The sequence below is a fragment of the Williamsia sp. 1138 genome, from assembly GCF_002095435.2.
Classification (GTDB): domain Bacteria; phylum Actinomycetota; class Actinomycetes; order Mycobacteriales; family Mycobacteriaceae; genus Williamsia.
This window is the reverse complement of the sequence record NZ_MJEJ02000044.1, coordinates 36,083-61,098: the sequence shown is the minus strand read 5'-3', so window position 1 is coordinate 61,098 and position 25,016 is coordinate 36,083. Positions and strand designations below refer to the sequence as shown.

Sequence of the window (25,016 nt, the reverse complement as noted above, 5' to 3'; positions counted from 1 at the left end):
TCGTCCGACGTCCGATGACACCGCAGCGGCGTTTCTCCTTCGCGCGGCTCGCACTGTTCTCACTCGGAGCCGGCGCATTGGTACTCGCCATCTCGGTACCCGTGGTGATCGGGTTGGCGCAGCTCTCACCCGTGGCAGCACTGATCGTGGCGGTGTTGGCGCTGATACTCGCCGTCGCAGCGATGGGTATTGTTGCCAACCGGATGGTCGACCGCGCGGCCGATGCGATGCGCGCGGAATCCGACCCGACAGCTACAACCGAGGGAGATTGACACACCATGAACGCCCGACTTGAACTGCTTCCGGCGGTCGATGTGGCCGACGGCCAGGCGGTACGCCTGGTGCAGGGCGCGGCAGGCAGTGAAACCTCCTACGGTTCACCGCGTGACGCTGCCCTGACCTGGCAGCGCGACGGTGCCGAGTGGGTGCATCTGGTGGATCTCGACGCCGCATTCGGGCGGGGTAGCAACCGCGACCTGCTCGCCGGTGTCATCGACGAACTCGACGTGAAGGTGGAGCTGTCCGGGGGTATCCGCGACGACGAGTCGCTCAAGGCCGCACTGGCCACCGGTTGTGCACGAGTGAATCTCGGCACCGCCGCCCTGGAGAACCCGGAGTGGTGCTCGCGGTCGATCGGCGAATACGGCGACCGCATCGCAGTGGGCCTCGACGTCCAGTTCGTCGAGGGCTCCTACCGCCTGCGCGGGCGCGGCTGGGTGTCCGATGGTGGCGAGCTGTGGGACGTCCTGGAGCGACTCGAGCGGGACGGCTGCAGTCGTTACGTGGTCACCGACGTCACCAAAGACGGCACCCTGACCGGACCCAACCTCGAGTTGCTGCGTGAGGTCACTGCCAAGACCGATGCGCCGGTGGTGGCCTCTGGTGGGGTTTCGACGCTCGATGACCTCGTCGCGATTGCCGGGCTCGTCGGCGTGGGCGTGGAAGGCGCGATCGTCGGAAAAGCGCTCTACGCGGGACGTTTCACCCTGGTGGAGGCGTTGGCGGCGGTCTCTTCATGACCCCGGCTTCTTCGTGACGTCCCCCGGCGGACTGCCCGCGGGCCTCGATCCGGAGCGGCTACTGGCCACGGCGGTCGACGTCCTCGACTCTGTGGTCGACCGTTTCCTGTCCGGCGTCGGCGCTCCCAGTGCGGTGATGAAGGGACACAACGACTTTGCCACCGAACTGGACCTCGAACTCGAGCGGGTGATCACCGCCGAGCTCTCCGAGCGCACCGGTATCGGAGTGCACGGTGAGGAGTTCGGCGGCCCGGAACTGGACACGGGGACCGTCTGGATCGTCGACCCGATCGACGGAACCTACAACTACTCCGCCGGATTGCCCATCGCGGGCATCCTGCTCGCCCTCGTCCACGACGGCCAACCGGTTCTCGGACTGACGTGGTTGCCGATGTCCGGGCTCAATTACGCAGGCTTCGTCGGCGGCGGGCTCACATGCAACGGCAAGCCCGTGGCCCCGATGCCGGAGCTGGCCCTGAGCGAGGCGATGCTCGCGTTCGGCGCCTTCAACATCGCGAGCCGTGGCAGGTACCCCGGCGCATTCCGACTCGAACTGCTCGGCGAGCTCAGCCGCCGGGCCGCCCGCCTGCGGCTGTTCGGCAGCACCGGCTTCGACCTCGCGCTCACCGCCGGCGGATCACTGGGTGGTGCAGTGAGTTTCGGGCATCACGCCTGGGACAACGCCGCCGGCGCCGCTCTGGTGCTCTCGGCCGGCGGCCAGATCAGCGACATCGAGGGTCGACCGTGGTCGGTCACCTCGCCATCGATCATCGCCGCGAGCCCCGGTGTCCACGCAGAGCTACGCCAACTGATCGGACGGCTCGGCGAGCCCGGCGATTTCGAACCACCCGAGGAGAGGTACCGATGACCGTCGCTGTGCGGGTGATCCCGTGTCTGGACGTCGACGACGGCCGCGTGGTCAAGGGGGTCAACTTCCAGAACCTCCGCGATGCGGGCGACCCGGTGGAACTCGCCGCGGCATATGACGCGGCGGGCGCCGATGAACTGACCTTTCTCGACGTCACGGCGTCGAGTGGCAATCGCGGCACCATGCTCGACGTCGTCCGTCGTACCGCGGATCAGGTCTTCATCCCGTTGACCGTCGGTGGCGGCGTGCGGACGGTCGCCGACGTCGACATCCTCCTGCGTGCGGGTGCCGACAAGGTGGGTGTGAACACGGCCGCCATCGCAAACCCCGACGTACTCGGGGAGATGAGCAGGCATTTCGGCTCGCAGTGCATCGTTCTGTCCGTCGATGCACGCACCGTGCCCGCCGGAGACGCGCCCACTGCCTCGGGCTGGGAGGTCACCACCCACGGTGGGCGCAAGGGCACCGGTATCGATGCCGTCGAGTGGGCCCGGCGCGGTCAGGACCTCGGTGTCGGCGAGATCCTGCTGAACTCCATGGACGCAGACGGGACCAAGAACGGTTTCGACCTGAGGATGATCACCGCGGTGCGCGCAGCCGTCGGGGTACCCGTGATCGCCAGCGGCGGCGCCGGTGCGGTGGAACATTTCCCGCCGGCTGTTCGTTGCGGAGCAGACGCGGTGCTGGCCGCCTCGGTCTTCCACTTCGGTGAACTCACCATCGGTCAGGTCAAAGACGCGATGCGCGCCGAACACATCCCGGTGCGCTGAACGCCGCACTGCGCCAGATCTTTACGCACGAGGAGTGGATGACATGTCGCTGGACGCCCAGATAGCAGGACAGCTCAAACGCAACGCCGACGGGCTGGTCTGCGCCGTGGTGCAGGAAGCGGGCACCGGTCAGGTGCTCATGGTCGCCTGGATGGACGACGACGCGCTCGCCCGCACCCTGGACACCGGTGAGGCCACCTATTTCTCGCGCTCGCGCGGCAAGCAGTGGATCAAGGGGGAGACCAGTGGTCACACCCAGAAGGTCACCGAGGTCCGCCTGGACTGCGACGGCGACACGGTGCTCCTGACCGTCGAACAGACCGGCGGCGCCTGCCACACCGGTGATCACACCTGCTTCGACGCGAACGTTCTGTTCACCACGATTTCCTGACCACCGACTTTCCGAGCGCCAACAGTGAGGGGCACCCACCGATGCCATTGATCCAGATCTCTCAGACCCCCGGACTCAGTGACCGTGTGAAGCGCGAGACCATCGCCGCCGTGACCGAGGCCTATGCTCGCGCCACCGGCAAGAACCCCGATTCGGTGTGGGTAACGATCACCGAGGTCCCGCGCTCGCACTGGGGCGTGGGTGGGGAGCCGCTCGGGCAGTAGCGGCGAGCTGGGACACTAGGTGACGATGCCGAACAAGACCACCGCCTCAACTGCAGGCGGCTTCCCAGACACCACCACGCTGGCACAGTTCCTCGAACTGGCCGCCGATCACCGGGTGGTGCCGGTGACCCGCAAGGTGCTCGCCGACTCGGAGACGCCACTGGGTGCCTACCGCAAGCTCGCCGGGGACCGACCCGGGACGTTCCTGCTCGAATCAGCGGAGAACGGTCGGTCCTGGTCGCGCTGGTCGTTCATCGGAGCAGGTTCGCCTGCCGCGTTGACCTCGGTGGACGGCGAAGCACAGTGGTGGGGCACCCAGCCCGCGGGCGCCCCGTCCGGCGGAGACCCGCTGGCTGCCCTGGCCGAGTCCTTGAAGATCCTCGCGACCGATCGCTTCCCCGGCCTGCCGCCGCTGACCGGTGGGTTCGTGGGTTTCCTTGCCTACGACGCGGTGCGGCGTCTCGAACGCCTCCCCGACACCACCGACAACGACCTGAAGTTGCCCGAGATGCTGATGCTCCTGGCAACCGACATCGCAGCGGTCGACCACCACGAGGGCACGATCACGCTGATCGCCAACGCCGTCAACTGGGACGGGACCGACGACCGGGCGGAGAACGCCTATGCCGATGCGGTCGCCCGGCTCGACACGATGACTGCGGCCCTCGCCGCGCCTGCGCCGTCGACGGTCTCGACGTACCGCAGTGCCGTCCCCGAGTTCGAGGCCCAGCGCACCCGCGAGGAGTACGGGACGATCGTGACGAGTCTGGTGTCGGAGATCGAGGCGGGCGAGGCGTTCCAGGTGGTGCCCTCGATGCGCTTCGAGATGAAGACCGACGCCGACCCGATCGACGTGTATCGGGTGTTGCGCACGACCAACCCCAGTCCTTACATGTATTTGCTCCGGGTTCCCGGCAATGGTGGACCGGACTTCACCATCGTGGGTTCGAGTCCGGAAGCTCTTGTGACCGTCAAGGATTCGGTGGCCACCACCCATCCCATCGCAGGTACCCGCTGGCGGGGCGCCGACGAATCCGAGGACGTCCTGCTCGAGAAAGACCTGCTCGCGGACGAGAAGGAGAACTCCGAGCACCTGATGCTCGTGGATCTCGGACGCAACGACCTCGGCAGGGTCTGCGAACCGGGCACGGTCGAGGTCCGCGACTATCGGCACATCGAGCGCTACAGCCATGTCATGCATCTTGTGTCGACGGTGACCGGCCATCTGCGGTCCGGCAAGACCGCGCTCGATGCGGTCAACGCCTGTTTCCCGGCGGGCACTCTCACCGGCGCACCCAAGGTGCGGGCCATGGAGTTGATCGACGAACACGAGAAGACCAGGCGCGGGCTGTACGGCGGCATCGTGGGGTACCTCGACTTCGCGGGCGACGCCGACACCGCGATCGCGATCCGCACCGCAGTCCTCAAGGAGGGTCGCGCGTACGTGCAGGCGGGCGGGGGAGTGGTCGCGGACAGTGAGCCGGACTACGAGTACAACGAGGCCAGCAACAAGGCAAGTGCCGTCTTGCGGGCCATCGCAGCGGCCGGGACCATGACCAGGGTGAGTGGGTCCGGCGATGAGTGAGCCCACAGACCCGACACCTGCCGGACAGGGCCCGGCGACGCCGGATCCCGCGACACCGGCAACGGCGACCGCCAGGGCCGGGCGGGGCAGGCGACTCGGAATCATCGCGTTGTTGCTCGGGCTCGCCGCCGTGGCTTTCTGGAGCGCGTCACGAATGACCTGGGCCGAGCTCATCGGAGCCGACGGTCTGGCCCCGCCCCGCACCTTCACGGTGAAGGGGTCGGACTGGACGCCGCTCCTGACACCACTCGCACTGGTGCTTCTCGCGGGGATCGCGGCGGCGGCGTCGCTGCGTGGGTGGGCGCTGCGCCTGACGGCGATCGTCGTGGCCGCCGTCGCCGTACTTGGCTTGCTGCCCGCCCTGACCCTGCTGACCGGCGACGATCACACCTCGTACGCCGCGGACGTCATCGATCTGCCCAACCGCTACCAGGCTGTTCAGGTCGACACCTCGATCCTGCCCGGGCTGATCGTCTGCCTCGGTACCGCCTTCGCGGTTCTGGGCGCAGTTGTCATGCTGCAGATCGCATCTCGTGATGCGCCCATGTCGTCGAAGTACAAGTCGCCTGCGGCTCGGCGCGCCGAACTCGAGGAGCAGGTCTTCGCCCAGCGGGCAGCCGAGAAGAAGGCCGCGACCACCGCGAACGAGGACGGCGCGAACGAATCCGGGCCGGCATCGAAGTCGGTGCCCTCTGCCGAGATGGACTCCGGAAACAACGAACGTTTGCTGTGGGATGCGCTCGATACCGGCGACGATCCGACCATCGGCCCGGCGGACCGATGAAAAGTGACGGGACTCACGTGGGCTGGTGGTACCCCGAATCCGGTCGCAGTGGGGTCGCAGCTACCCTTTGTGTACTGAAAACACGAGCAGCCGTGTCCATGACCAAGCAGGGCGCAACCTCGTCAGTCGCGTCAGAAAGGGGTTGATCATGAGCACGCAAACCGTCCTCGACTCAATACTCGCCGGTGTCAAGGCCGATGTGGCTGCCCGCGAATCAGTGATCGACTTCACTGCGATCAAGGCAGCCTCCGCAGCTGCACCGGACCCCATCGACGCCGCAGCGGCTCTGCGTGAGCCGGGCATCGGGGTCATCGCCGAGGTGAAGCGGGCAAGCCCTTCCAAAGGGGATCTCGCCGATATCGTCGATCCGGCTGCACTGGCATCGGCCTATGAGGCCGGTGGCGCCCGGATCATCAGCGTCCTGACCGAGGAGCGCCGGTTCCGCGGATCGCTCGCTGATCTGGATGCCGTTCGCGCCGCGGTCCAGATCCCGGTCCTGCGCAAGGACTTCATCGTCGGCCCTTACCAGATCCACGAGGCGCGCGCCCATGGCGCCGACGTCATCCTGCTGATCGTGGCCGCGCTGGAGCAGAACGTGCTCTCGGCCCTGCTCGATCGCACCGAGTCGCTCGGGATGACAGCGCTGGTCGAGGTGCACACCGAGGAAGAGGCGGATCGCGCCTTACAGGCCGGTGCGTCCGTCGTCGGTGTCAATGCCCGCAATCTCAAGACCCTCGAAGTCGATCGTGACAGTTTCTCCCGGATCGCTCCCGGACTGCCTTCCCAGGTGATCCGGATCGCTGAGTCCGGAGTCCGCGGTACCGCCGATCTACTGGCCTATGCCGGTGCCGGTGCCGACGCGGTCCTGGTCGGAGAAGGCCTGGTCACCTCCGGTGATCCACGTGCGGCCGTCTCCGAACTCGTCACCGCCGGAACACACCCGTCCTGCCCCAAACCAGTCCGATAGGCCCTGAGTCTCTCTTATGACGTCGTCGTCTCCCGCACCCCTTTCCGATCTACCTTCAGCCAGCGCCGGCCTTGTCAGTCGTACCTCGCTGGAACCCGACCGCGGTGGCCACTTCGGTGTCTACGGGGGACGGCACGTACCCGAAGCTCTGATGGCGGTGATCGAAGAGGTCACCGCCGCGTACGAGAAGGTCCGCTCCGATGATGAGTTCCTCGGCGAGCTCGACCGGCTCCAGCGCGATTACACCGGCAGGCCCTCGCCGTTGTACGAGGCCACCAGACTCTCCGAGCTCGCTGGTGGTGCACGGATCTTCCTCAAGCGAGAAGACCTGAACCACACCGGATCCCACAAGATCAACAACGTGCTCGGGCAGGCGCTGCTCGCGAAGAAGATGGGCAAGAACCGGGTCATTGCGGAGACCGGTGCCGGTCAGCACGGGGTCGCCACGGCGACGGCGTGCGCAATGCTCGGCCAGGAATGCATCATCTACATGGGCCGGGTGGACACCGAGCGGCAGGCGCTCAACGTCGCGCGGATGAGGTTGCTGGGCGCGTCGGTCGTGTCGGTCGAAACGGGTTCGGCAACGCTGAAGGACGCCATCAACGAGGCGATGCGTGACTGGGTCACCAACGCCCACGACACGTATTACTGCTTCGGTACCGCGGCCGGACCTCATCCCTTCCCGATGATGGTGCGCGACCTGCAACGAGTGGTCGGACTCGAAGCCCGTCAGCAGATACAGCAGGCCGCGGGCCGGTTGCCCGATGCCGTTGTGGCGTGTGTCGGCGGCGGTTCCAATGCGATCGGCATCTTCCATCCGTTCCTCGACGACACCGATGTTCGGCTGATCGGCTACGAGGCGGCCGGAGACGGTGTCGAAACGGGCAGACACGCCGCAACCTTCGCCGGCGGAACCCCCGGTGCCTTCCAGGGCGCCTACTCGTATCTCCTGCAGGACATCGACGGGCAGACCACCGAATCGCACTCGATCTCGGCGGGTCTGGACTACCCGGGCGTCGGACCGGAGCATGCCTACCTCAAGGACATCGGCAGGGCCGAATACCGGCCGATCACCGACACCGAGGCAATGGACGCCCTGGCTCTGCTCAGCCGCAAAGAGGGCATCATCCCGGCCATCGAATCGGCGCACGCCGTCGCCGGTGCCCTCAAACTGGGTCCCGAGCTCGGCGCCGACTCGATCATCGTGGTCAATCTGTCCGGGCGTGGCGACAAGGACGTCGACACCGCCGCCAAATGGTTCGGACTCTTCGAAGTGGATGGTCATGCCTGAATCCCACTCGGCCGATTCTCGGCTGGGACCGCTGTTCGCCCGGTGTCGTGACGAAAAACGAAGCGCCCTCATCGGTTACCTGCCGGTCGGGTACCCCGACCTGCCGGGCTCGCTCGACGCGATGCGCACGATGGTCGAGGCCGGCTGCGACATCATCGAGGTCGGCGTCCCGTACTCCGACCCGGTGATGGACGGGCCCACCATCCAGGAAGCCGCCGAACAGGCACTGCGCCAAGGGATTCGTGTCAAGGACGTCTTCAAGGCCGTCGAGGCGATCTCCGAAGCCGGTGGCAGCGCGGTGGTCATGACCTACTGGAACCCGGTGCTGGCGTACGGCATCGATGCGTTTGCCCGCGATCTCGCCGGGGCCGGAGGACTCGGTTTGATCACCCCCAACCTGATCCCTGAAGAGGCCGACCAGTGGATCGCCGCCTCGCACGAGCATGACCTCGACCGGATTTTTCTCGTCGCCCCGTCGTCGACGGAGGAGCGGCTCGCGATGACACTCGAGGCGAGCAGTGGATTCGTCTATGCGGCCTCCACCATGGGTGTCACCGGCGCCCGCGACAGCGTGTCGACGATGGCCCCCGAGCTCTGTGCCCGGGTCCGGCTGCACTCCGACATACCGATCGGTGTGGGTCTCGGCGTTCGGAACAAGAAGCAGGCCGCGGAGATCGCGGGTTACGCCGATGGCGTGATCGTCGGCTCCGCATTGGTCAGCGCCGTCTCCGAGAGTTCCGAGGCGCTCCGAGCGCTCACCGCCGAATTGGCAGAAGGTGTCCGGGCCGGCCACACCGAAGGCGCCGAGGTTCATTCGTGAGCACCGAGGTCCTGGCCTACATCCCCAGTCCGTCGCAGGGAGTGTGGAACATCGGGCCGTTTCCACTACGGGCCTACGCGCTGTGCATCATCGTCGGGATCATCGTTGCCATCTTCTGGGGCAACCGACGCTGGGTGGCCCGCGGTGGACGCGACGGTGAAGTTCTCGATGTCGCGATCTGGGCGGTGCCCTTCGGCCTGATCGGTGGGCGGATCTACCACGTCTTGACCGACTGGAACACCTACTTCGGGGACGGACCGAAGAGCCCGATCGACGCCCTCAAGATCTGGGATGGTGGGCTCGGTATCTGGGGTGCGGTGGCCTTCGGTGCACTCGGAGCCTGGATCGGTGCCCGCCGGGCCGGAATCAAACTGCCTCCGTTCGGTGACGCCATCGCGCCCGGAATTCTGCTGGCGCAGGCGATCGGCCGACTCGGAAACTACTTCAACCAAGAGTTGTACGGCGATCGCACCGACCTGCCGTGGGGCCTGGAGATCTTCGAACGCTCCGACTCGTCAGGCTTCACCAGCCCTGGTTTGATCGACGGTAAATCCACGGGTGTGGTCTACGCGGTCGTGCAGCCGACGTTCCTCTATGAGCTGCTGTGGAACGTGCTGGTCGTGTTGGCGCTCGTCTTCATCGACCGTCGGTTCCGGATCGGACACGGGCGGTTGTTCGCCCTGTACGTGGCCGGTTACTGCCTGGGGCGTTTTGTCATCGAGACGCTGCGCACCGACGCCGCCACCGAACTCTGGGGCATTCGCATCAATCTGTTCACCGCGGCCATCGTGTTCGCATGTGCGGCCATCTACGTGGTGCTCGCGCCCAAAGGCCGCGAGACCCCGGCCGAGGTCTACCACCCGGGCAGTGGTCCGGATCCCGAGCTCAGCGAGGATCCGGTGGACGGCTTCGTCGAGGATGACGCTCCTGTCGCGACAAAGACCGGACCGGTCGCCACCAAGACCAAGACTGCTGAGCCCGAGACCAAGACCAAGACTGCCGAGCCGGAGTCCAAGACTGCCGAGCCCAAGACTGCCGAGCCCGAGACCAAAACTGCTGAGCCTGCAAAGCTCGAGACCGAGCCTGTCGAGACCGCGCCGAAGCCCCCTGCGTACCCCGAGGACGCCGATCCCGCCGATCCCGCCGACTCCAAATTGGACTCGGCGGCGCAGCCGTACCGGAAGGCCAACCCGGACACCGCAACCGGTGACGGCGACGAGTCCGCTTAGGGTCGGCTCACCCGATACTTGCCTGATATCATCGGCATTCGCTCACTTGTGATTTTCGCAGGTGCGCATATTCACCCCACGGGCCAGTGACGTCCTGAGGATTACTGGCTGGTTCCTCGCGATGTCGAGGGCCTAGGCGTGGAGGTCGGATTTGCTGTTCTCTCAGCTCCCGGAAGCCCAGGGTCTGTACGACCCCGACTTGGAAGTCGATTCGTGCGGTGTCGCGATGGTCGCGGACATCCACGGCCGACGCAGTCACGAGATCGTCGCCGACGGGTTGCTGGCTCTCGAGAACCTAGATCACCGTGGTGCCGCCGGAGCCGAGACCAACAGCGGCGACGGCGCGGGCATCTTGATGCAGGTCCCACACGCGTTCCTGCGTGAGGTCGTCGACTTCGACCTGCCCCCGGTGAACCTGAACGGCGAGAACACCTTCGCCGTCGGCAACTGTTTCCTGCCCGCGGATCCGGCGGCCAGGGAGCGAGCGGTCGCGCGGGTCGAGGAGATCGCTGCCGAGGAGAACATCACGATTCTCGGGTGGCGCGAACTCCCGGTCGAGGTGGATGCCGCCGACATAGGTCACACCGCCCGGGGTTGTATGCCGTACATGAGTCAGCTGTTCGTCAGCGGACCGCTGAACGCCGACGGCACCGCGCCGTCGGGACTCGACCTCGACCGCCTGGTCTTTCCGCTGCGCAAGCGTTCCGAACGCGTCACCCCGGAGTTGGAGGCCGACGGCAGCGGGCTGTATTTCGCCTCGTTGTCGAGCCGCACCATCGTCTACAAGGGCATGCTCACCACGATGCAGCTGCCGCTGTTCTACACCGATCTGCGCGACGATCGCACCGAGAGCGCGATCGCGATCGTGCACTCCCGGTTCTCGACCAATACCTTCCCGTCCTGGCCGCTGGCCCACCCGTTCCGGTTCGTCGCCCACAACGGTGAGATCAACACGGTCCGCGGCAACCGCAACCGTATGCGTGCCCGCGAGGCGCTGCTCGAGACCGACCTGATCCCCGGCGACCTGACCCGGTTGTTCCCCATCTGTACCCCCGAAGCGTCCGACTCCGCGTCCCTCGACGAGGTTCTCGAACTGCTGCACCTCGGTGGTCGCAGCGTCCCGCACTGCGTGATGATGATGGTCCCCGAGGCGTGGGAGAACGTCCCCGACATGGACCCACGCCGTCGTGCCTTCCTGCAGTTCCATTCGTCGTTGATGGAGGCGTGGGACGGGCCGGCGTGTGTCACCTTCACCGACGGCACGCTCGTCGGGGCCGTTCTCGACCGCAACGGCCTGCGTCCCGGGCGCTGGTGGCAGACCCGTGACGGCAAGGTGGTGCTCGCGTCCGAAGCCGGTGTCCTCGACATCAAGAGCGAAGACATCGTCGCCAAGGGCCGGCTGGAACCGGGCAAGATGTTCCTGATCGACACCGCTGCCGGACGAAGGATCCCGGATGCCGAGATCAAGGGTCAACTGATCGACGAACGACCGTACGAGGAGTGGCTGCATGCCGGCCTGCTCGAACTGGCTCGGCTGCCGCAACGCCCGCGGTTCATCCCGACCCACGACTCGGTGGTGCGGCGGCAGGTCTCTTTCGGGTACACCGAGGAAGATTTGCGGGTGCTGATCGCACCCATGGCCGCCTCGGGTTACGAAGCTCTGGGTTCCATGGGCACCGACACCCCGATCGCTGTGCTCTCGCAGCGTTCGAGGTTGCTCTACGACTATTTCGTCGAGCTGTTCGCGCAGGTGACCAACCCGCCGCTCGACGCGATCCGGGAAGAGATCGTCACCTCGATGGCCCGCGTCATGGGGCCTGAACAGAACCTGCTGGAGCCGACTGCGGCGTCGTGTAGGCAGATCCTGCTGCCGTGGCCGGTCCTGGACAACGACGAGCTCGCCAAGATCGTGCACATCAACGACGAGGGCAACCACCGTGGACTGTCCGCGAAGGTGTTGCGGGCGCACTACCCGGTCGCCGAAGGTGGACCAGGACTCGAACGCGCGCTGGCGGACCTGCGGACGCGGGCCAGCGAGGCCATTGCGAGCGGCTTCCACACCCTGGTCATCAGCGACCGGGAAACCGATCGCGACAACGCTCCCATCCCGTCTCTGTTGGCCACCTCGGCCGTACACCACCATCTGGTGCGGACAAAAGAGCGGACGCGGGTGGCGCTCGTCGTGGAGAGCGCCGATGCGCGTGAGGTCCACCACGTGGCGCTGCTGATCGGTTTCGGCGCGGCAGCGGTGAACCCTTACCTGGCGTTCGAGACCATCGAGGATCTCGTCCGGGAGGGCGAGCTCACCGGTGTGGCGGCATCGAAGGCGGTGCGGAACTACCTGCAGGGGCTGGGCAAAGGTGTGCTCAAGGTGATGAGCAAGATGGGTATCTCGACTGTCGGGTCGTACACGGCGGCACAGTGTTTCGAAGCTGTCGGGCTCTCAGGCGATCTCGTCCGGGAGTACTTCACCCGCACCGTGTCGCGGATCGGTGGTGTGGGTCTCGACGAGATCGCGGAGGAGGTACGCCTGCGCCACCACCGGGCGTACCCGCCCAATCCCACCGAGCAGGTCTATCGACGTCTCGAGATCGGCGGCGAATACCAGTACCGGCGTGAAGGCGAACTCCACCTGTTCAGCCCCGAGACGGTCTTCCTCCTGCAGCATGCCTCGAAGTCGGGAAGAACCGACGTGTATCGCAAGTACACCGACGAGGTGAACCGGCTCTCGCGCGAGGGCGGAACGTTGCGCGGATTGTTCGAGTTCGACACGCAGGGAAGAGAACCCGTACCCCTCGAGGAGGTCGAGTCGGTCGAATCGATCATGAAGCGGTTCAACACCGGTGCGATGAGCTACGGCTCGATCTCGGCCGAAGCCCACGAGACGATCGCGATCGCGATGAACACCATCGGGGGCCGGTCGAACTCGGGAGAGGGAGGGGAGGACACCGACCGGCTCTACGACCCGATGCGGCGCAGCGCGGTCAAACAGGTCGCCTCCGGGCGGTTCGGCGTGACCAGCGACTACCTCATCAACGGGACCGACATCCAGATCAAGATGGCCCAGGGTGCCAAACCTGGTGAGGGCGGCCAACTCCCGGCCTACAAGGTGTATCCGTGGATCGCCAAGACCAGGCACTCCACGCCCGGAGTCGCGCTGATCTCGCCGCCGCCGCATCACGACATCTACTCCATCGAGGATCTGGCCCAGTTGATCCACGACCTCAAGAATGCCAACTCACAGGCGCGGATCCACGTGAAGCTGGTCAGCGCGATGGGTGTGGGCACGGTGGCGACAGGCGTGTCGAAGGCGCACGCCGACGTGGTACTCATCTCCGGGCACGACGGCGGCACCGGTGCGTCGCCGCTGACCTCGCTCAAGCATGCCGGTACACCGTGGGAGATCGGGCTGGCCGACGCGCAACAGACCTTGATGCTCAACGGTTTACGCGATCGCATCACGGTGCAGTGCGACGGTGCCTTGCGCACCGGACGCGACGTGATGGTGGCAGCGCTGCTCGGTGCGGAGGAGTACGGATTCTCCACCGCACCGTTGATCGTCGCCGGGTGCATCATGATGCGTGTCTGCCATCTCGACACCTGCCCGGTCGGCGTCGCGACCCAGAATCCGAAGTTGCGCGCGCGGTTCACAGGCCAGGCCGAGCACATCGTGAACTTCTTCAAGTTCATCGCCGAAGACGTGCGGGAGCATCTCGCGATGCTCGGCTTCCGCACCCTGGACGAGGCGATCGGGCGCTCCGACGCGCTGCACACCGCCCCCGGGGTGGCGCACTGGAAGTCGAAGGGACTGGACCTGTCTCCGATTTTCCAGATGCCGGTGAGCGACTCACCGCGTCGCCGGATGCGGGGACAGGATCACGCCCTGGACAAGGCGCTCGATCAGACCCTGATCCAGTTGTCCGAGGGAGCACTCGAGGACGCACACCCGGTGCACCTCGATCTCCCGGTGCGCAACGTCAACCGCACGGTGGGGACTCTGCTCGGCTCTGAGGTCACCCGCAGATACGGTGCCGATGGATTGGCCGAGGACACGATCACGGTGTCGCTGACCGGTTCTGCCGGTCAGTCGCTCGGCGCGTTCTTGCCGCCCGGGGTCACGCTGTCGCTCACCGGTGACGCCAACGACTACGTAGGAAAAGGTCTGTGCGGCGGCAAGATCGTGGTCAAACCGCATGCCGACGCCACGTTCGTCGCCGAGGATCAGGTGATCGCCGGCAACACCATCCTCTACGGCGCCACCAGCGGTCAGGTGTATCTACGGGGACGGGTGGGGGAGCGATTCTCCGTCCGCAACTCAGGCGCCGTCGCCGTGGTCGAAGGTGTCGGCGACCACGCGTGCGAGTACATGACCGGCGGCCGCGTGATCATCCTCGGGCCCACGGGCCGCAACCTCGCTGCCGGTATGTCCGGTGGGATCGCGTTCGTCTACCACCTGGATTCGTCGAAGGTGAATCAGGCGATGGTGGATTTGCAGAGCCCTGACCCTGACGATCTGCTCTTCCTGCACGATCAGGTGAGTCGGCATGTGGAGCTGACGGGATCGGCGGTGGGGGCCTCGATGCTCGCCGACTGGCCCCGGCGCAGCCGGAAGTTCACCAAGGTGATGCCCACCGATTATCAGCGTGTGCTCGACGCCGCGCGTATGGCCGAAGCGGAAGGACGAGACGTGGATTCAGCGATCATGGAGGCGGCTCGTGGCTGACCCGCGCGGATTTCTCGAGGTCGGCAAGGCCGAAGCGGTCACCCGGCCGGTGTACGAGCGGGTCAACGACTGGCGGGATGTGTACGCCGACAACGACCCCCTCAAAGAAAACGAGAACGTTGCCGAACAAGCGCGTCGTTGTATGGACTGCGGGATCCCGTTCTGTCATTCCGGGACGGCGGGTTGCCCGCTCGGGAACCTGATCCCGGAATGGAACGACCTGGTGCGCCGTGGCCGGTGGGACGCCGCCAGCGATCGTCTGCATGCGACGAACAACTTCCCGGAGTTCACCGGAAAGATCTGCCCGGCCCCGTGCGAGTCCGCGTGCGTGCTGTCGATCTCGCAGGCGACCACGGGCGGCAGTGTCACCATCAAGCGAATCGAGAAGACGATCGCCGAAGAGGCCTGGCGCGAGGGCCTGGTCGGTCCGCAGACATCGATGATGCATTCGGGGAAGACCGTCGCCGTGGTCGGTTCAGGTCCGGCCGGGCTCGCCGCTGCGCAACAGCTCACCCGCGCCGGCCACACCGTGACCGTCTTCGAGCGTGACGATCGGCTCGGTGGCTTGCTGCGATACGGCATCCCCGAATACAAGCTGCAGAAATCGGACGTCGATCGTCGGCTGGGGCAGATGCGGGCCGAGGGCACCGAGTTCGTCACCGGGTGCAACGTAGGCGTCGATCTGACCGTCGATGACCTCCGGGAGCGATTCGACGCGGTCGTGCTCGCGGTGGGCGCACTGGCGGCCCGGGACAACACCGGGGTGCCCGGGAGAGACCTCCGCGGCGTTCATCTGGCCATGGAGCATCTGGTGCCCGCCAATCGGGAGTGTGAGGGCGACGGACCGTCGCCGATCACCGCGAAGGGCAAGCACGTCGTGATCATCGGCGGCGGTGACACCGGTGCCGACTGTCTCGGGACCGCGCATCGTCAGGGCGCGGCGTCGGTCACCCAACTCGACTACAACCCGGAACTGCCGTCGGACCGCGACGACGACAGATCGCCGTGGCCGACCTGGCCGCTCGTCCTGCGTAGTTCGTCCGCGCACGCCGAGGGCGGCTCCCGTCGCTATGAGGTCGCGGTGCAGCGCTTCGTCGGCGACGAGGACGGCAACGTCATCGCGATGGTGCTGGCAGAGGTGACGGTCCAGCGCGACGACCACGGGAACCGTACCGTCGTCCCTATCGGTGACGAGTTCGAATTGCCCTGCGGCCTGGCGCTTTTCGCGATCGGTTTCGAGGGTGTGGAACGCACCGAACTGCTGTCAGAGCTCGACTTGGCCCCGAACGGTCGCGGTGCGCTTGCCTGTGGCAGCGACTGGCAGACCGACGTTCCGGGCGTCTTCGTATGCGGCGACGCGCACCGGGGTGCCTCGCTGGTGGTCTGGGCGATCGCAGAGGGTCGCGCCGCCGCGCGAGGCGTGGACGAGTTCCTGATGGGCGAATCGGACCTGCCCTCACCGGTGCACCCGGCGGCGCTGCCGCTGTCAGTCCGCTGAGAACGTATTTCCGCAGGAAGCCCATCTGCTTAACACAGCGAATTATGGGTGACGTCTTGGCTACTTACCTGGAGAGGATCGTCTGTGCGGACTAGGCTCGGCGAGGTGAATCGACGTACCAAAATCGTGTGCACCCTCGGACCGGCCACCGCAACCGACGATCGGGTGCGTGAACTGGTCGAGAGTGGAATGGACGTGGCGCGGCTGAACTTCAGCCACGGCAAACACCAAGACCACAAGGAGATGTACGACCGGGTCAGAAAAGCGTCCGACGTGACGGGACACGCGGTCGGCATCCTCGCCGATCTGCAGGGCCCGAAGATCCGACTCGGGACCTTTGCCGACGGTCCGGTTCAGTGGACCGCGGGCGACGAGGTCAGGATCACCGTCGACGACTGCGCAGGCAGCGCCACCCGCGTCTCCACCACCTACAAAGAACTGGCCAATGACGCACAACCCGGTGACCGGCTGCTCGTCGACGACGGCAAGGTCGGGCTGACCGTCGTCGAGGTCGACAAGAACGACGTGATCTGCACCGTCACCGAAGGCGGCCCGGTCAGCAACAACAAGGGTGTCTCCCTTCCCGGCATGAACGTCTCGGTGCCGGCCATGTCGGAGAAGGACATCGCAGACCTCGAGTTCGCGCTTGCCCTCGGTGTCGACCTGATCGCGCTGTCGTTTGTCCGTTCACCCGCAGACATCGAACTGGTCCACGAGATCATGGATCGGGTCGGCCGACGGGTGCCCGTCATCGCCAAACTGGAGAAGCCGGAGGCCATCGACAACCTGGAAGCCGTCGTCCTGGCTTTCGACGCCGTCATGGTCGCCCGCGGCGATCTCGGCGTCGAGTTGCCGCTCGAAGAGGTCCCACTCGTCCAGAAACGCGCCATCCAGATGGCTCGCGAGAACGCCAAACCGGTCATCGTCGCGACCCAGATGCTCGAATCGATGATCGAGAACTCACGGCCCACCCGTGCCGAGGCCTCCGACGTCGCCAACGCCGTCCTCGATGGTGCCGACGCCGTGATGCTCTCCGGAGAGACCTCTGTCGGCAAGTACGTGATGGAGACCGTCCAGACCATGGCCCGGATCGTCAAGGCCGTGGAGAACGGGACCCGCGACGTGCCGCCGCTCAGTCACGTCCCGCGCACCAAGCGCGGAATCATCTCCTACGCTGCCCGCGACATCGGCGAGCGTCTCGACGCGAAGGCCCTGGTGGCGTTCACCCAGTCCGGAGACACCGTGCGCCGCCTGGCCCGTCTCCACACGCGGCTACCGCTGCTGGCGTTCACGCCGTTGCCGGAGGTGCGCAGTCAGCTTGCCATGAGCTGGGGAACCGAGACGTTCATTGTTCCGCGCGTCGAATCCACCGACGAGATGATCAAGCAGGTCGACGCCTCGCTCCTCGAGATCGGTCGCCTCAAGGTCGGCGACCAGGTCGTCATCGTCGCCGGTGCACCTCCCGGAACCGTCGGAACGACCAACCTGATCCACGTCCACAGGATCGGTGAGGACGACCATTGATTTTTGCTCGCTCCGCTCGCTTTGTCGGTGTGGCCATCAGGCGGTAGTTCTTCCCTTCTCCTCACCTCGCTAGCGCTCGCTCGTCGGCAGTCCAGAACCACCGCGGCCACACCTCCGCCGTGTGTCCGTTGAGCGTGCCGTTCCAGCCGTCGAGCGGGCCGTTACTGCCGTCGAGCGGGCCGATAACGCCGCCGACCGTGCCGTTACTGCCGTCGAGTGGGCCGTTGCTGCCGTCGAGCGGGCCTTTCGGTCAACGCCCGGGTATGTGGGCGTGCGCTTCGGCGGCGGTCCTCTAGAGTCTTGCTGTGACTGAAGCCCCCGGTACGACGTCTGATCTGAGCAAGTTGCTCGCGCTCTTCGATCTGGAGGAGCCCGAACCCGACCTCTTCATCGGGCTACACCCGACCGAGGTCGGGGCTCGAACCTTCGGTGGGCAACTGCTGAGCCAGGGAGTGGTGGCTGCCGGACGCAGTGTGCCCCGCCCTACGCCCGTACACGCGCTCAATGCTCACTTCATCCGCGGCGGTGACGTCAGCAAACCGATCGAGTACCACGTCACCCGGCTGCGCGACGGCAAGCCGTTCGCCAATCGTCTCGTGACCGCCATGCAGGACGGCGAAGACATCTTCTCCATGCTCGTCGCGTTCCAGGACAACAAGGCGGGCCTGGAGCATTCGGTGCAGAGCCCGGACGTTGCCTACCCCGAAGATCTGCCACCGCTCGGTGAGCACTTCAAAGGCTTCGAGGATCGCATCGCACTGTTCGTCAATGCCATGCACCCGATCGACATTCGATTCGCCAACGACCCCACGTGGAAAGCGCGCGAAAGCGGGGAGCGGCTCGAGCACAACAGGGTCTGGATGCGGACCGACGGCCAGATGCCCGATGATCCGCTTCTGCACATCGCCGCCCTCTGCTACGCCTCCGACACCACGGTCCTTGACTCGATCATCACAACGCACGGCTTGTCCTGGGGTATCGACCGCCTGTTCGCCGCGACCGTGAACCACTCGATGTGGTTCCACCGCGACTTCAGATTCGACGACTGGTTGCTGTACGCGACGGAGTCACCCGTCGCCGCGGGGTCGCGGGGACTGGGCACCGGCCGGTTCTTCACCCGTGACGGTCTGCTGGCAACGACGGTCGTGCAAGAAGCGCTGATCAAATACTTCCCGCCGAAGAAGTGACCGGATAAGGCAGACTCAGGCTCATGCAGCCCGTCCAGCAGACGCCGCAGTACTGGCTTGATCCCGGCCCCGATCTGCCTGCGCGGACATGGCAACGCCGGACCCGCAAGCCGATCATCGTGATCAGTTCGATCGCCGCGACCGTCCTCGCGGTGATCGCGCTCGGTGCCCTGGTCCTCGGTGTGCAGGAACGCGACTTCACAGCCGACGGCTCCGTCGTCCTCACCGACCAGCAGTACGAGGTGTCCGCCACCGACATCTGCGGCGGCATCGGCGAGTTCGAAGACGTCAGGCAAGGCACCCGGGTGCGGGTGCTGGACGAGGACTTGTCGATCCTCGGGCAATCCGAGCTGTCTGCACCTGAACTGTCGGACAACCGATGTGTCCTGCCGTTTTCGATATCCGGGATTCCCGAGGGCCGGGCCGACTACGTGGTCGAAGTCGGCACGACCCTGCGCTATGAAGCCAGTGAGTCCAAACTGGCGGGCGGGATCACGATCGAACCCTGAGGTTCAGATTCAGATTCAGGTTCAGATCTCGCGATCCCGGAACACCGGTGTGGAGCGAGTCATGCCCGCCTTGCGCGCGATCGCATGGTTCTTGGTGCGCAGCAGCCTGAGCTGTAGAACCTGCTCGACGGGGAATGAGAATCGCGGGGACCGCGACCACGTCTTCTCGAACAGCTTCTTGGTCGACGCCACCGAGTCCGGTGAGCGGGCAGCGATCTTCTCGATCAACGCCAGCGCCTCGACATGCGGGTCGTCGGCGACACCGGTCACCACACCGATCTCTTTGGCGTAGTCGGCCGAGAACATCTCGCCGGTCATCGTCAGACGCTTCGCAGTGTCGATTCCGGTGAGCTGCGACAGCGCCGCCGACGCCGACATGTCAGGTATCAGGCCCCACTTCGCCTCGAGGATGGAGAAGTCGGCGTCCGGGGTGGCGAACCGGAAGTCGGCGCCGAGGGCGATCTGCAGGCCGCCGCCGTAGCAATGGCCGTGGACGACAGCGATCACCGGCACGGGCACCCGGCGCCAGTGCCAGGCAGGATTCTGGAAACCGTTGGAGCCCTGCAGCAGGTTCGGCACGAACGTACGCAGGACGCTTTTCTGCTTGCCCGCCAGACTGCCGAAATCGAGCCCGGCGCTGAATGATCGGCCGGCACCACTGATGATCACCGCGCGCAACGTACGGTCTTTCGCAGCCTGTTTCGCCGCCTGGGTGAGACCCGCCAACAGGGGCAGGGTGAGGGCGTTGTGCTTGTCGGGTCGATTGAGCTGGACATGTGCGATCGGTCCGGCAGACGTGTGCTCCACGCGGTACGTCACCGAGTCGTCGGCGGCGGGGCTGCCGTCCGGATCAGCGGCGAGCGTCAGCGGTGCAGGTGCGGATACGCCATCGGTCGCTGGCATGTTGGGGCTCCTTCAGGTGGGAATCTTCGGTCCTACGGTACGCGGGCCGGCACCGTATTGATCCGCGGCGGGCACCGATTCTGTTATCTTCAGATCACACGTGTGGTCAGAAATGGGCCGGAGAAGCGATGGTCTCAGAAGTTGCTGTCGCACAGTCAGTTTGATCCACCCCGAGCAATCGATGGAGAAGTTCGATGTCAGTCGTAACCGAGATCGCCTTTCCGCACGCATCCGGAGTCGGGGTGCGCACGCTGCCCGAGGGTTTCACGCACACCGCCCGTATGCGTCCTGACGCCATCGCGTTGCGCACGCCGGGTGGCACGGTCGAGATCACCTGGGCCGAGTATGCGCGGCGGGTCGAGCGCATCGCAGCCGGGTTGTCGGCGTTGGGCGTTCGCCGCGGCGAACCCGTGGCACTGATGCTCGGCAACCGTCCGGAGTTCCACTTGGTCGACACCGCACTCCTGCATCTGGGTGCCATCCCGTTCTCCATCTACAACACGAGTGCTCCCGAGCAGATCGACTACTTGTTCACCGACGCCGGCAATTCGGTGGTCATCACCGAGCAGGCCTTTCTTGCGGCGATCGAAGGTGCCGGGACGGCGCTCGATCACGTGGTCAGTGTCGACAGCGGCGGCACCATCACGCTCGCAGAGGTCGAGGACACCGACCTCGGCGACTTCGATCTGCAGGCGGCGGCCGATGCGGTCCAGCCTTCCGATATCGCGACCCTGATCTATACCTCGGGCACCACGGGCCCGCCGAAAGGTGTCGAGATCACCCATGCGAACATCGTTGCCGAGTTGTCTGCGCTGGCAGAGCACCTGACCATCGGTTTCGGCGATCGCATCATCTCGTATCTGCCCGCGGCGCACATCGCCGATCGGGTGTCCGCGCACGCGGCGAGCCTGGTGCGCGGCATCCAGATCACGTCGGTATCGGACCCTCGCGAGATCGCCGCCGCGCTCGCCGAGGTGCATCCGTCCGTGTTCTTCGGGGTGCCCCGGGTCTGGCAGAAGATCAAGGCGGGGATCGAAGGAAAACTCGAGGCGGAAACCAATCCGGTGAAGTCGAAGCTGGCGGCGTGGGCCCTCGGTGTCGGATCCGCGGCGGCCCGCGCCGATCTCGCCGGTACGAGCCGCGGACGCATCCTCGAGACCCAGTACATGATTGCGGACAAGCTGATCCTCTCCGCCGTACGTGGTGCGCTAGGTCTGGACAACATCAAGTTGGCGGCCTCGGGCGCGGCGTCGATCCCCGCGGAGGTCCTCGAGTTCTTCGCCGGTCTCGGCATCCCGGTCGTAGAGGTGTGGGGCATGTCCGAGACCACGGCGGTCTCGACAATGACCACCGCCGACGATCTCAGGATCGGCACCGTCGGTAAACCGCTGACCGGGGTCGAGATCAAACTCGCCGACGACGGGGAGTTGCTGGTTCGTGGCCCGATGGTCATGCGTGGCTATCGCAACCAGCCGGAGAAGACCGCAGACACCATCGACTCCGACGGCTGGCTGGCCAGCGGTGACATCGCAACCGTCGACGCCGACGGTAACTACAAGATCGTCGATCGCAAAAAAGAACTGCTCATCAACGAATCGGGGAAGAATCTCTCGCCGACCAACATCGAGAATGCGCTCAAGGCGTCGTCATCGTTGATCAGCCAGGTCGTCGCCCTCGGCGACGGTAAACCATATGTGAGCGCGCTCGTGGTCCTGGACCCCGATGTCGCCGCGGCACGCGCCGGCGCACTCGGACTCGACGCTGCCGATCTCGCCGCACTGGCCGAGCACCCCGACATCAGGGAGGAGGTCCGGTCGGCGGTCACGACGGGCAACGGCAAGCTGTCGCGGGTGGAGCAGATCAAGCGGTTCGTGATCCTGCCGCACGCGTGGGAGCCCGGCGGGGACGAACTCACGCCGACGATGAAACTGCGGCGCACACCGATCTCGACGAAGTACGCGGAGCTGATCGTCGACCTCTACGCGACTGATCCCGGTGGCGCGGTGATCGACCTACGGTGAGTCGGCCTCATGCTCTGCTCGGCGCTGGTCGACGACGAAGAACACAAGCGTGACGGCGAGGAGGCCTGCGGCCAGCCAGACTGCGTGGGCGTCGAACAGCTGCGTCGCGACGGCACCGATGAGCGCACCCGCGGCGAAGGTTCCGGCGACCTTGGCGTAGGTCGAAAAGGCCGACAAGGCCTCCGCGCGCTTGTCGATCGAAGCGGCGTAACCGTACTCGATCATGTGCATCAGATTGCCGGTCGTCGCGACGGCAAAGTATCCGAGGTCACCGATGCTGCGAAACATCGTGATCGTCATGGCCGTACAGAAGGCGATGGGCACGGTCACGTAGGTGTGGGGGACCGAGGTGGGCACGAAGCCGACGGCTGCGAGTACGAGAGCCTGGAATCCGACGGTCCAGCGGATCGGATGATTCAGCAGATGGTCGACTCGGCCGGACTTGATGTGGACGGCCAAGGTCACCCCGAGCAGGAATGCCAGGATCGGCCACAGATGCAGCAGTGCCGCAGACCAGTGGCGGTCGGACAACCCGATCCCCATCAGGATCACATTGGCGGTCTGGACGTTGGCAAACACCCCTCCGCGGACAAGAAACGTATACGAGTCGAGGAAGCCGCTGGCCAAGGTGATGAGCAGGGCGAACCGAAGTGTCGAGCTCGTACTCTGCACAGGGCCACTTTCGACGGAAATCGTTGGTCTGAAAGATATCAGGACCCACCGAGCAACCCCGTCGAATCTGCTCCGCGAGGGGCGTCCTCGGGGATAGGTTCTCGGGTACCGGCATGTCCGATTTCTCGTCGCCGGGCGTGCCCTATCGAGACTTGTCGCCATCATTCGTCAGGAGTCCACCGATGAGCCCGAATACCGCAGACACCGTCTTTCACCACGCTTCCGGAGCAGCTGTCCACACCACGGCAGAAGCGTTCCAGCACACCGCGAAGATGCATCCGGATCGCGTCGCGTTGCGGACCCCAGGAGGCATTCAGGAGATCACCTGGCGCGAGTACGCCACACGAGTGGAGTCGATTGCGCTGGGGCTGGTCACCCTGGGCGTGAAACGCGGCGACACCGTCGGCCTGATGTTGACGAACCGGCCCGAGTTCCACCTTGTCGACACCGCGATCGTGCATCTGGGCGCCATCCCGTTCTCGGTGTACAACACCAGTGCACCGGAGCAGCTCGCGTATCTCTTCGGTGACGCCGCCAACCGGGTCGTGGTGACCGAACAGGTCTTCATGCCCGCGATCAGGAAATCCGGTGCCGCTCTCGAGCACATCGTCACCGTGGACGGTCCCGCCGAGGGCGCCATCGAATTACGTGACGTCGAGGCCGATCCAGACACCGAGTTCGACTTCCAGGCCTCGTGGCGGGCAGTGGAACCCGACGACCTCGTCACCCTGATCTACACGTCCGGGACAACGGGGCCGCCCAAAGGGGTGGAGATCACCCACCGCAACGTGATCGCAGCTGCCGAGTCGGTGTCCGCCGAACTCGACACCGGCTTCGACGATCGGATCATCTCCTATCTCCCCGCCGCACACATCGCGGACCGGGTGTCCTCGCACGGCGCAAATCAATTGCGGGGCATACAGATCACGTCGGTTGCCGATCCTCGAGAGTTCGCCGCGGCCCTGCCCGACGTGCGTCCGACGGTGTTCTTCGGCGTTCCCAGGGTGTGGCAGAAGATCAAGTCCGGCATCGAGGCGAAGGTCGGCGAGGAGACGAGCCCGGTCAAGTCGAAGCTCGCAGCGTGGGCGCTCGACGTGGCCGCGCGTGCTGCACGGGCAGACCTGTCGGGCCGGCCACGGGGCCGGGCTCTGCAGGTGCAGTATCAGTTGGCGGACTCGCTCGTGCTGTCGAAGGTGCGTGCCGCGCTGGGCCTCGACGAGCTGAAGCTGGCGATCTCGGGCGCCGCGTCGATTCCGTCGGAGGTGATCGAGTTCTTTGTCGGACTCGGCATTCCGGTCATCGAGGTGTGGGGCCTGAGTGAGACCACGGGCGCGGCGACGAAGACCACGGTGGACAACCTGAAGGTGGGCACGGTCGGCAAACCCGTGGACGGCGTCGAGATCAAGCTGGCCGAGGACGGGGAAGTGCTTGTGCGGGCGCCGATCATCATGCGCGGATACCGCAACAAACCGGAGAAGACTGCCGAGGCGATTGATTCCGAGGGCTGGTTTGCGACCGGCGACGTCGGCACCATCGATGCCGAGGGCAACCTGACGATCGTTGATCGGAAGAAAGAGCTGATCATCAACGAGTCGGGAAAGAACATGGCCCCGAGCACCATCGAGAACGCGATGAAGGCGAACTCGTCGCTGGTCAATCAGGTGGTGGCGATCGGTGACGACAAGCCGTACATCACCGCGCTGATCGTGCTCGACCCCGACGTCGCCGCGCTTCGCGCCAAGACGCTTGGTGTCCCGGAGGCCCAGATCGCCGACCTCGCACGTAACCCGGCGATCGTCGACGAGGTGACGCAGTCTGTGAAGGCGGGCAACGCGAAGCTGTCCCGGGTCGAGCAGGTCAAGCGATTCGTCATCGTGCCGGCAGCGTGGGACCCCGGAGGTGACGAGTTGACCCCGACGATGAAGCTGCGACGCAAGCCGATCGCGAACAAGTACGAGCAGACCATCGTCGATCTGTATTCGAGGCCGGCAGGCCCGGGTGTCGTCGATCTCGCACCATGACCGCCCGGCA

20 protein-coding genes and 1 pseudogene are annotated in these 25,016 nt (G+C 65.6%); 19 read left to right on the top strand and 2 right to left on the bottom strand.

All coding sequences use genetic code 11. The features are described 5' to 3' along the window. Positions 1 to 14: 14 nt before the first annotated feature. The 17 genes and pseudogenes from BH683_RS14725 to BH683_RS14645 all read left to right on the top strand — a co-directional run bounded on the left by BH683_RS14725 (position 15) and on the right by BH683_RS14645 (position 19,389). Positions 15 to 272, top strand: a complete 258-nt coding sequence (locus BH683_RS14725) for a hypothetical protein (protein ID WP_084837015.1) — start codon at positions 15 to 17, stop codon at positions 270 to 272. 6 nt (positions 273 to 278) lie between these two features. Next, positions 279 to 1,019 carry a bifunctional 1-(5-phosphoribosyl)-5-((5-phosphoribosylamino)methylideneamino)imidazole-4-carboxamide isomerase/phosphoribosylanthranilate isomerase PriA gene (gene priA / locus BH683_RS14720; protein ID WP_084837014.1) on the top strand — a complete coding sequence of 247 codons (741 nt, stop codon included), beginning with the start codon at positions 279 to 281 and terminating at the stop codon, positions 1,017 to 1,019. 13 nt (positions 1,020 to 1,032) lie between these two features. Next, positions 1,033 to 1,887 carry an inositol monophosphatase gene (locus tag BH683_RS14715; RefSeq protein ID WP_246833384.1) on the top strand — a complete coding sequence of 285 codons (855 nt, stop codon included), beginning with the start codon at positions 1,033 to 1,035 and terminating at the stop codon, positions 1,885 to 1,887. Then, positions 1,884 to 2,657, top strand: coding sequence for an imidazole glycerol phosphate synthase subunit HisF (gene hisF / locus BH683_RS14710; RefSeq protein ID WP_084837013.1), 774 nt, complete (start codon positions 1,884 to 1,886; stop codon positions 2,655 to 2,657). The genes BH683_RS14715 and hisF overlap by 4 nt, the downstream gene beginning before the upstream one ends. Before the next feature lie 43 nt (positions 2,658 to 2,700). After that, positions 2,701 to 3,048 carry a phosphoribosyl-AMP cyclohydrolase gene (gene hisI / locus BH683_RS14705; RefSeq protein ID WP_084837129.1) on the top strand — a complete coding sequence of 116 codons (348 nt, stop codon included), beginning with the start codon at positions 2,701 to 2,703 and terminating at the stop codon, positions 3,046 to 3,048. A 41-nt stretch (positions 3,049 to 3,089) separates the two neighbouring features. Continuing rightward, on the top strand, positions 3,090 to 3,272 hold the full coding sequence (locus BH683_RS14700; protein ID WP_028462844.1) for a 4-oxalocrotonate tautomerase family protein: 183 nt from the start codon (positions 3,090 to 3,092) through the stop codon (positions 3,270 to 3,272). Between the two features lie 25 nt (positions 3,273 to 3,297). Beyond that, the gene (locus BH683_RS14695) at positions 3,298 to 4,857 is read left to right on the top strand and encodes an anthranilate synthase component I (protein WP_094647499.1); all 1,560 of its coding nucleotides are present in this window, start codon (positions 3,298 to 3,300) and stop codon (positions 4,855 to 4,857) included. After that, positions 4,850 to 5,641: a Trp biosynthesis-associated membrane protein gene (locus BH683_RS14690; RefSeq protein WP_084837128.1), complete on the top strand. Its 792-nt coding sequence runs from the start codon at positions 4,850 to 4,852 to the stop codon at positions 5,639 to 5,641. The genes BH683_RS14695 and BH683_RS14690 overlap by 8 nt, the downstream gene beginning before the upstream one ends. Before the next feature lie 148 nt (positions 5,642 to 5,789). Continuing rightward, complete coding sequence (gene trpC, locus BH683_RS14685) at positions 5,790 to 6,608, top strand: indole-3-glycerol phosphate synthase TrpC (protein WP_084837011.1); 819 nt, start codon at positions 5,790 to 5,792, stop codon at positions 6,606 to 6,608. A gap of 16 nt (positions 6,609 to 6,624) precedes the next feature. Beyond that, positions 6,625 to 7,899: a tryptophan synthase subunit beta gene (trpB, locus tag BH683_RS14680; RefSeq protein ID WP_084837010.1), complete on the top strand. Its 1,275-nt coding sequence runs from the start codon at positions 6,625 to 6,627 to the stop codon at positions 7,897 to 7,899. Continuing rightward, positions 7,892 to 8,719: a tryptophan synthase subunit alpha gene (gene trpA, locus BH683_RS14675; RefSeq protein WP_084837127.1), complete on the top strand. Its 828-nt coding sequence runs from the start codon at positions 7,892 to 7,894 to the stop codon at positions 8,717 to 8,719. Before trpB ends, trpA begins: the two co-directional genes overlap by 8 nt. Next, positions 8,716 to 9,582, top strand: a pseudogene (gene lgt, locus BH683_RS14670) (prolipoprotein diacylglyceryl transferase); the annotation flags it as partial. The gene trpA and the pseudogene lgt, both read left to right, overlap by 4 nt. A 517-nt stretch (positions 9,583 to 10,099) precedes the next feature. Beyond that, a complete protein-coding gene (gene gltB, locus BH683_RS14665) occupies positions 10,100 to 14,671 on the top strand; it encodes a glutamate synthase large subunit (RefSeq protein ID WP_084837008.1) in 4,572 nt (1,523 codons plus the stop codon). After that, positions 14,664 to 16,169: a glutamate synthase subunit beta gene (locus BH683_RS14660; RefSeq protein ID WP_084837007.1), complete on the top strand. Its 1,506-nt coding sequence runs from the start codon at positions 14,664 to 14,666 to the stop codon at positions 16,167 to 16,169. The genes gltB and BH683_RS14660 overlap by 8 nt, the downstream gene beginning before the upstream one ends. A 105-nt stretch (positions 16,170 to 16,274) precedes the next feature. Then, positions 16,275 to 17,693 carry a pyruvate kinase gene (pyk, locus tag BH683_RS14655; protein WP_084837006.1) on the top strand — a complete coding sequence of 473 codons (1,419 nt, stop codon included), beginning with the start codon at positions 16,275 to 16,277 and terminating at the stop codon, positions 17,691 to 17,693. 305 nt (positions 17,694 to 17,998) lie between these two features. Beyond that, entirely contained in the window at positions 17,999 to 18,880 is an 882-nt protein-coding gene (locus tag BH683_RS14650) for an acyl-CoA thioesterase II (RefSeq protein WP_084837005.1), read from the top strand. 23 nt (positions 18,881 to 18,903) lie between these two features. Then, positions 18,904 to 19,389, top strand: a complete 486-nt coding sequence (locus BH683_RS14645) for a hypothetical protein (RefSeq protein WP_084837004.1) — start codon at positions 18,904 to 18,906, stop codon at positions 19,387 to 19,389. A 21-nt stretch (positions 19,390 to 19,410) separates the two neighbouring features. Here BH683_RS14645 and BH683_RS14640 read toward each other — a convergent pair whose 3' ends face one another. Continuing rightward, positions 19,411 to 20,208: a crotonase/enoyl-CoA hydratase family protein gene (locus BH683_RS14640; RefSeq protein ID WP_168187055.1), complete on the bottom strand. Its 798-nt coding sequence runs from the start codon at positions 20,206 to 20,208 to the stop codon at positions 19,411 to 19,413. Between the two features lie 278 nt (positions 20,209 to 20,486). Between BH683_RS14640 and BH683_RS14635 the strand changes: the two genes are divergently transcribed. Beyond that, complete coding sequence (locus BH683_RS14635) at positions 20,487 to 22,313, top strand: long-chain fatty acid--CoA ligase (protein WP_084837002.1); 1,827 nt, start codon at positions 20,487 to 20,489, stop codon at positions 22,311 to 22,313. Here the strand turns inward: BH683_RS14635 and BH683_RS14630 are convergent. Beyond that, positions 22,305 to 22,985 (bottom strand): YoaK family protein, encoded by a 681-nt coding sequence (locus BH683_RS14630; protein WP_246833383.1) that lies wholly within the window; start codon positions 22,983 to 22,985, stop codon positions 22,305 to 22,307. The genes BH683_RS14635 and BH683_RS14630 overlap by 9 nt on opposite strands. A gap of 182 nt (positions 22,986 to 23,167) precedes the next feature. Between BH683_RS14630 and BH683_RS14625 the strand changes: the two genes are divergently transcribed. Beyond that, a complete protein-coding gene (locus BH683_RS14625; protein ID WP_094647497.1) occupies positions 23,168 to 25,006 on the top strand; it encodes a long-chain fatty acid--CoA ligase in 1,839 nt (612 codons plus the stop codon). Positions 25,007 to 25,016: the final 10 nt, after the last annotated feature.

Excerpts from the sequence above, each read along its gene's own strand:
- BH683_RS14725 (WP_084837015.1), top strand. The coding sequence starts at position 15 with ATGACACCGCAGCGGCGTTTCTCCTTCGCGCGGCTCGCACTGTTCTCA.
- BH683_RS14695 (WP_094647499.1), top strand. The coding sequence starts at position 3,298 with ATGCCGAACAAGACCACCGCCTCAACTGCAGGCGGCTTCCCAGACACC.
- BH683_RS14700 (WP_028462844.1), top strand. The coding sequence starts at position 3,090 with ATGCCATTGATCCAGATCTCTCAGACCCCCGGACTCAGTGACCGTGTG.
- priA (WP_084837014.1), top strand. The coding sequence starts at position 279 with ATGAACGCCCGACTTGAACTGCTTCCGGCGGTCGATGTGGCCGACGGC.
- BH683_RS14635 (WP_084837002.1), top strand. The coding sequence starts at position 20,487 with ATGTCAGTCGTAACCGAGATCGCCTTTCCGCACGCATCCGGAGTCGGG.
- trpC (WP_084837011.1), top strand. The coding sequence starts at position 5,790 with ATGAGCACGCAAACCGTCCTCGACTCAATACTCGCCGGTGTCAAGGCC.
- hisI (WP_084837129.1), top strand. The coding sequence starts at position 2,701 with ATGTCGCTGGACGCCCAGATAGCAGGACAGCTCAAACGCAACGCCGAC.
- BH683_RS14645 (WP_084837004.1), top strand. The coding sequence starts at position 18,904 with ATGCAGCCCGTCCAGCAGACGCCGCAGTACTGGCTTGATCCCGGCCCC.
- BH683_RS14625 (WP_094647497.1), top strand. The coding sequence starts at position 23,168 with ATGAGCCCGAATACCGCAGACACCGTCTTTCACCACGCTTCCGGAGCA.
- hisF (WP_084837013.1), top strand. The coding sequence starts at position 1,884 with ATGACCGTCGCTGTGCGGGTGATCCCGTGTCTGGACGTCGACGACGGC.
- BH683_RS14690 (WP_084837128.1), top strand. The coding sequence starts at position 4,850 with ATGAGTGAGCCCACAGACCCGACACCTGCCGGACAGGGCCCGGCGACG.
- trpB (WP_084837010.1), top strand. The coding sequence starts at position 6,625 with ATGACGTCGTCGTCTCCCGCACCCCTTTCCGATCTACCTTCAGCCAGC.
- trpA (WP_084837127.1), top strand. The coding sequence starts at position 7,892 with ATGCCTGAATCCCACTCGGCCGATTCTCGGCTGGGACCGCTGTTCGCC.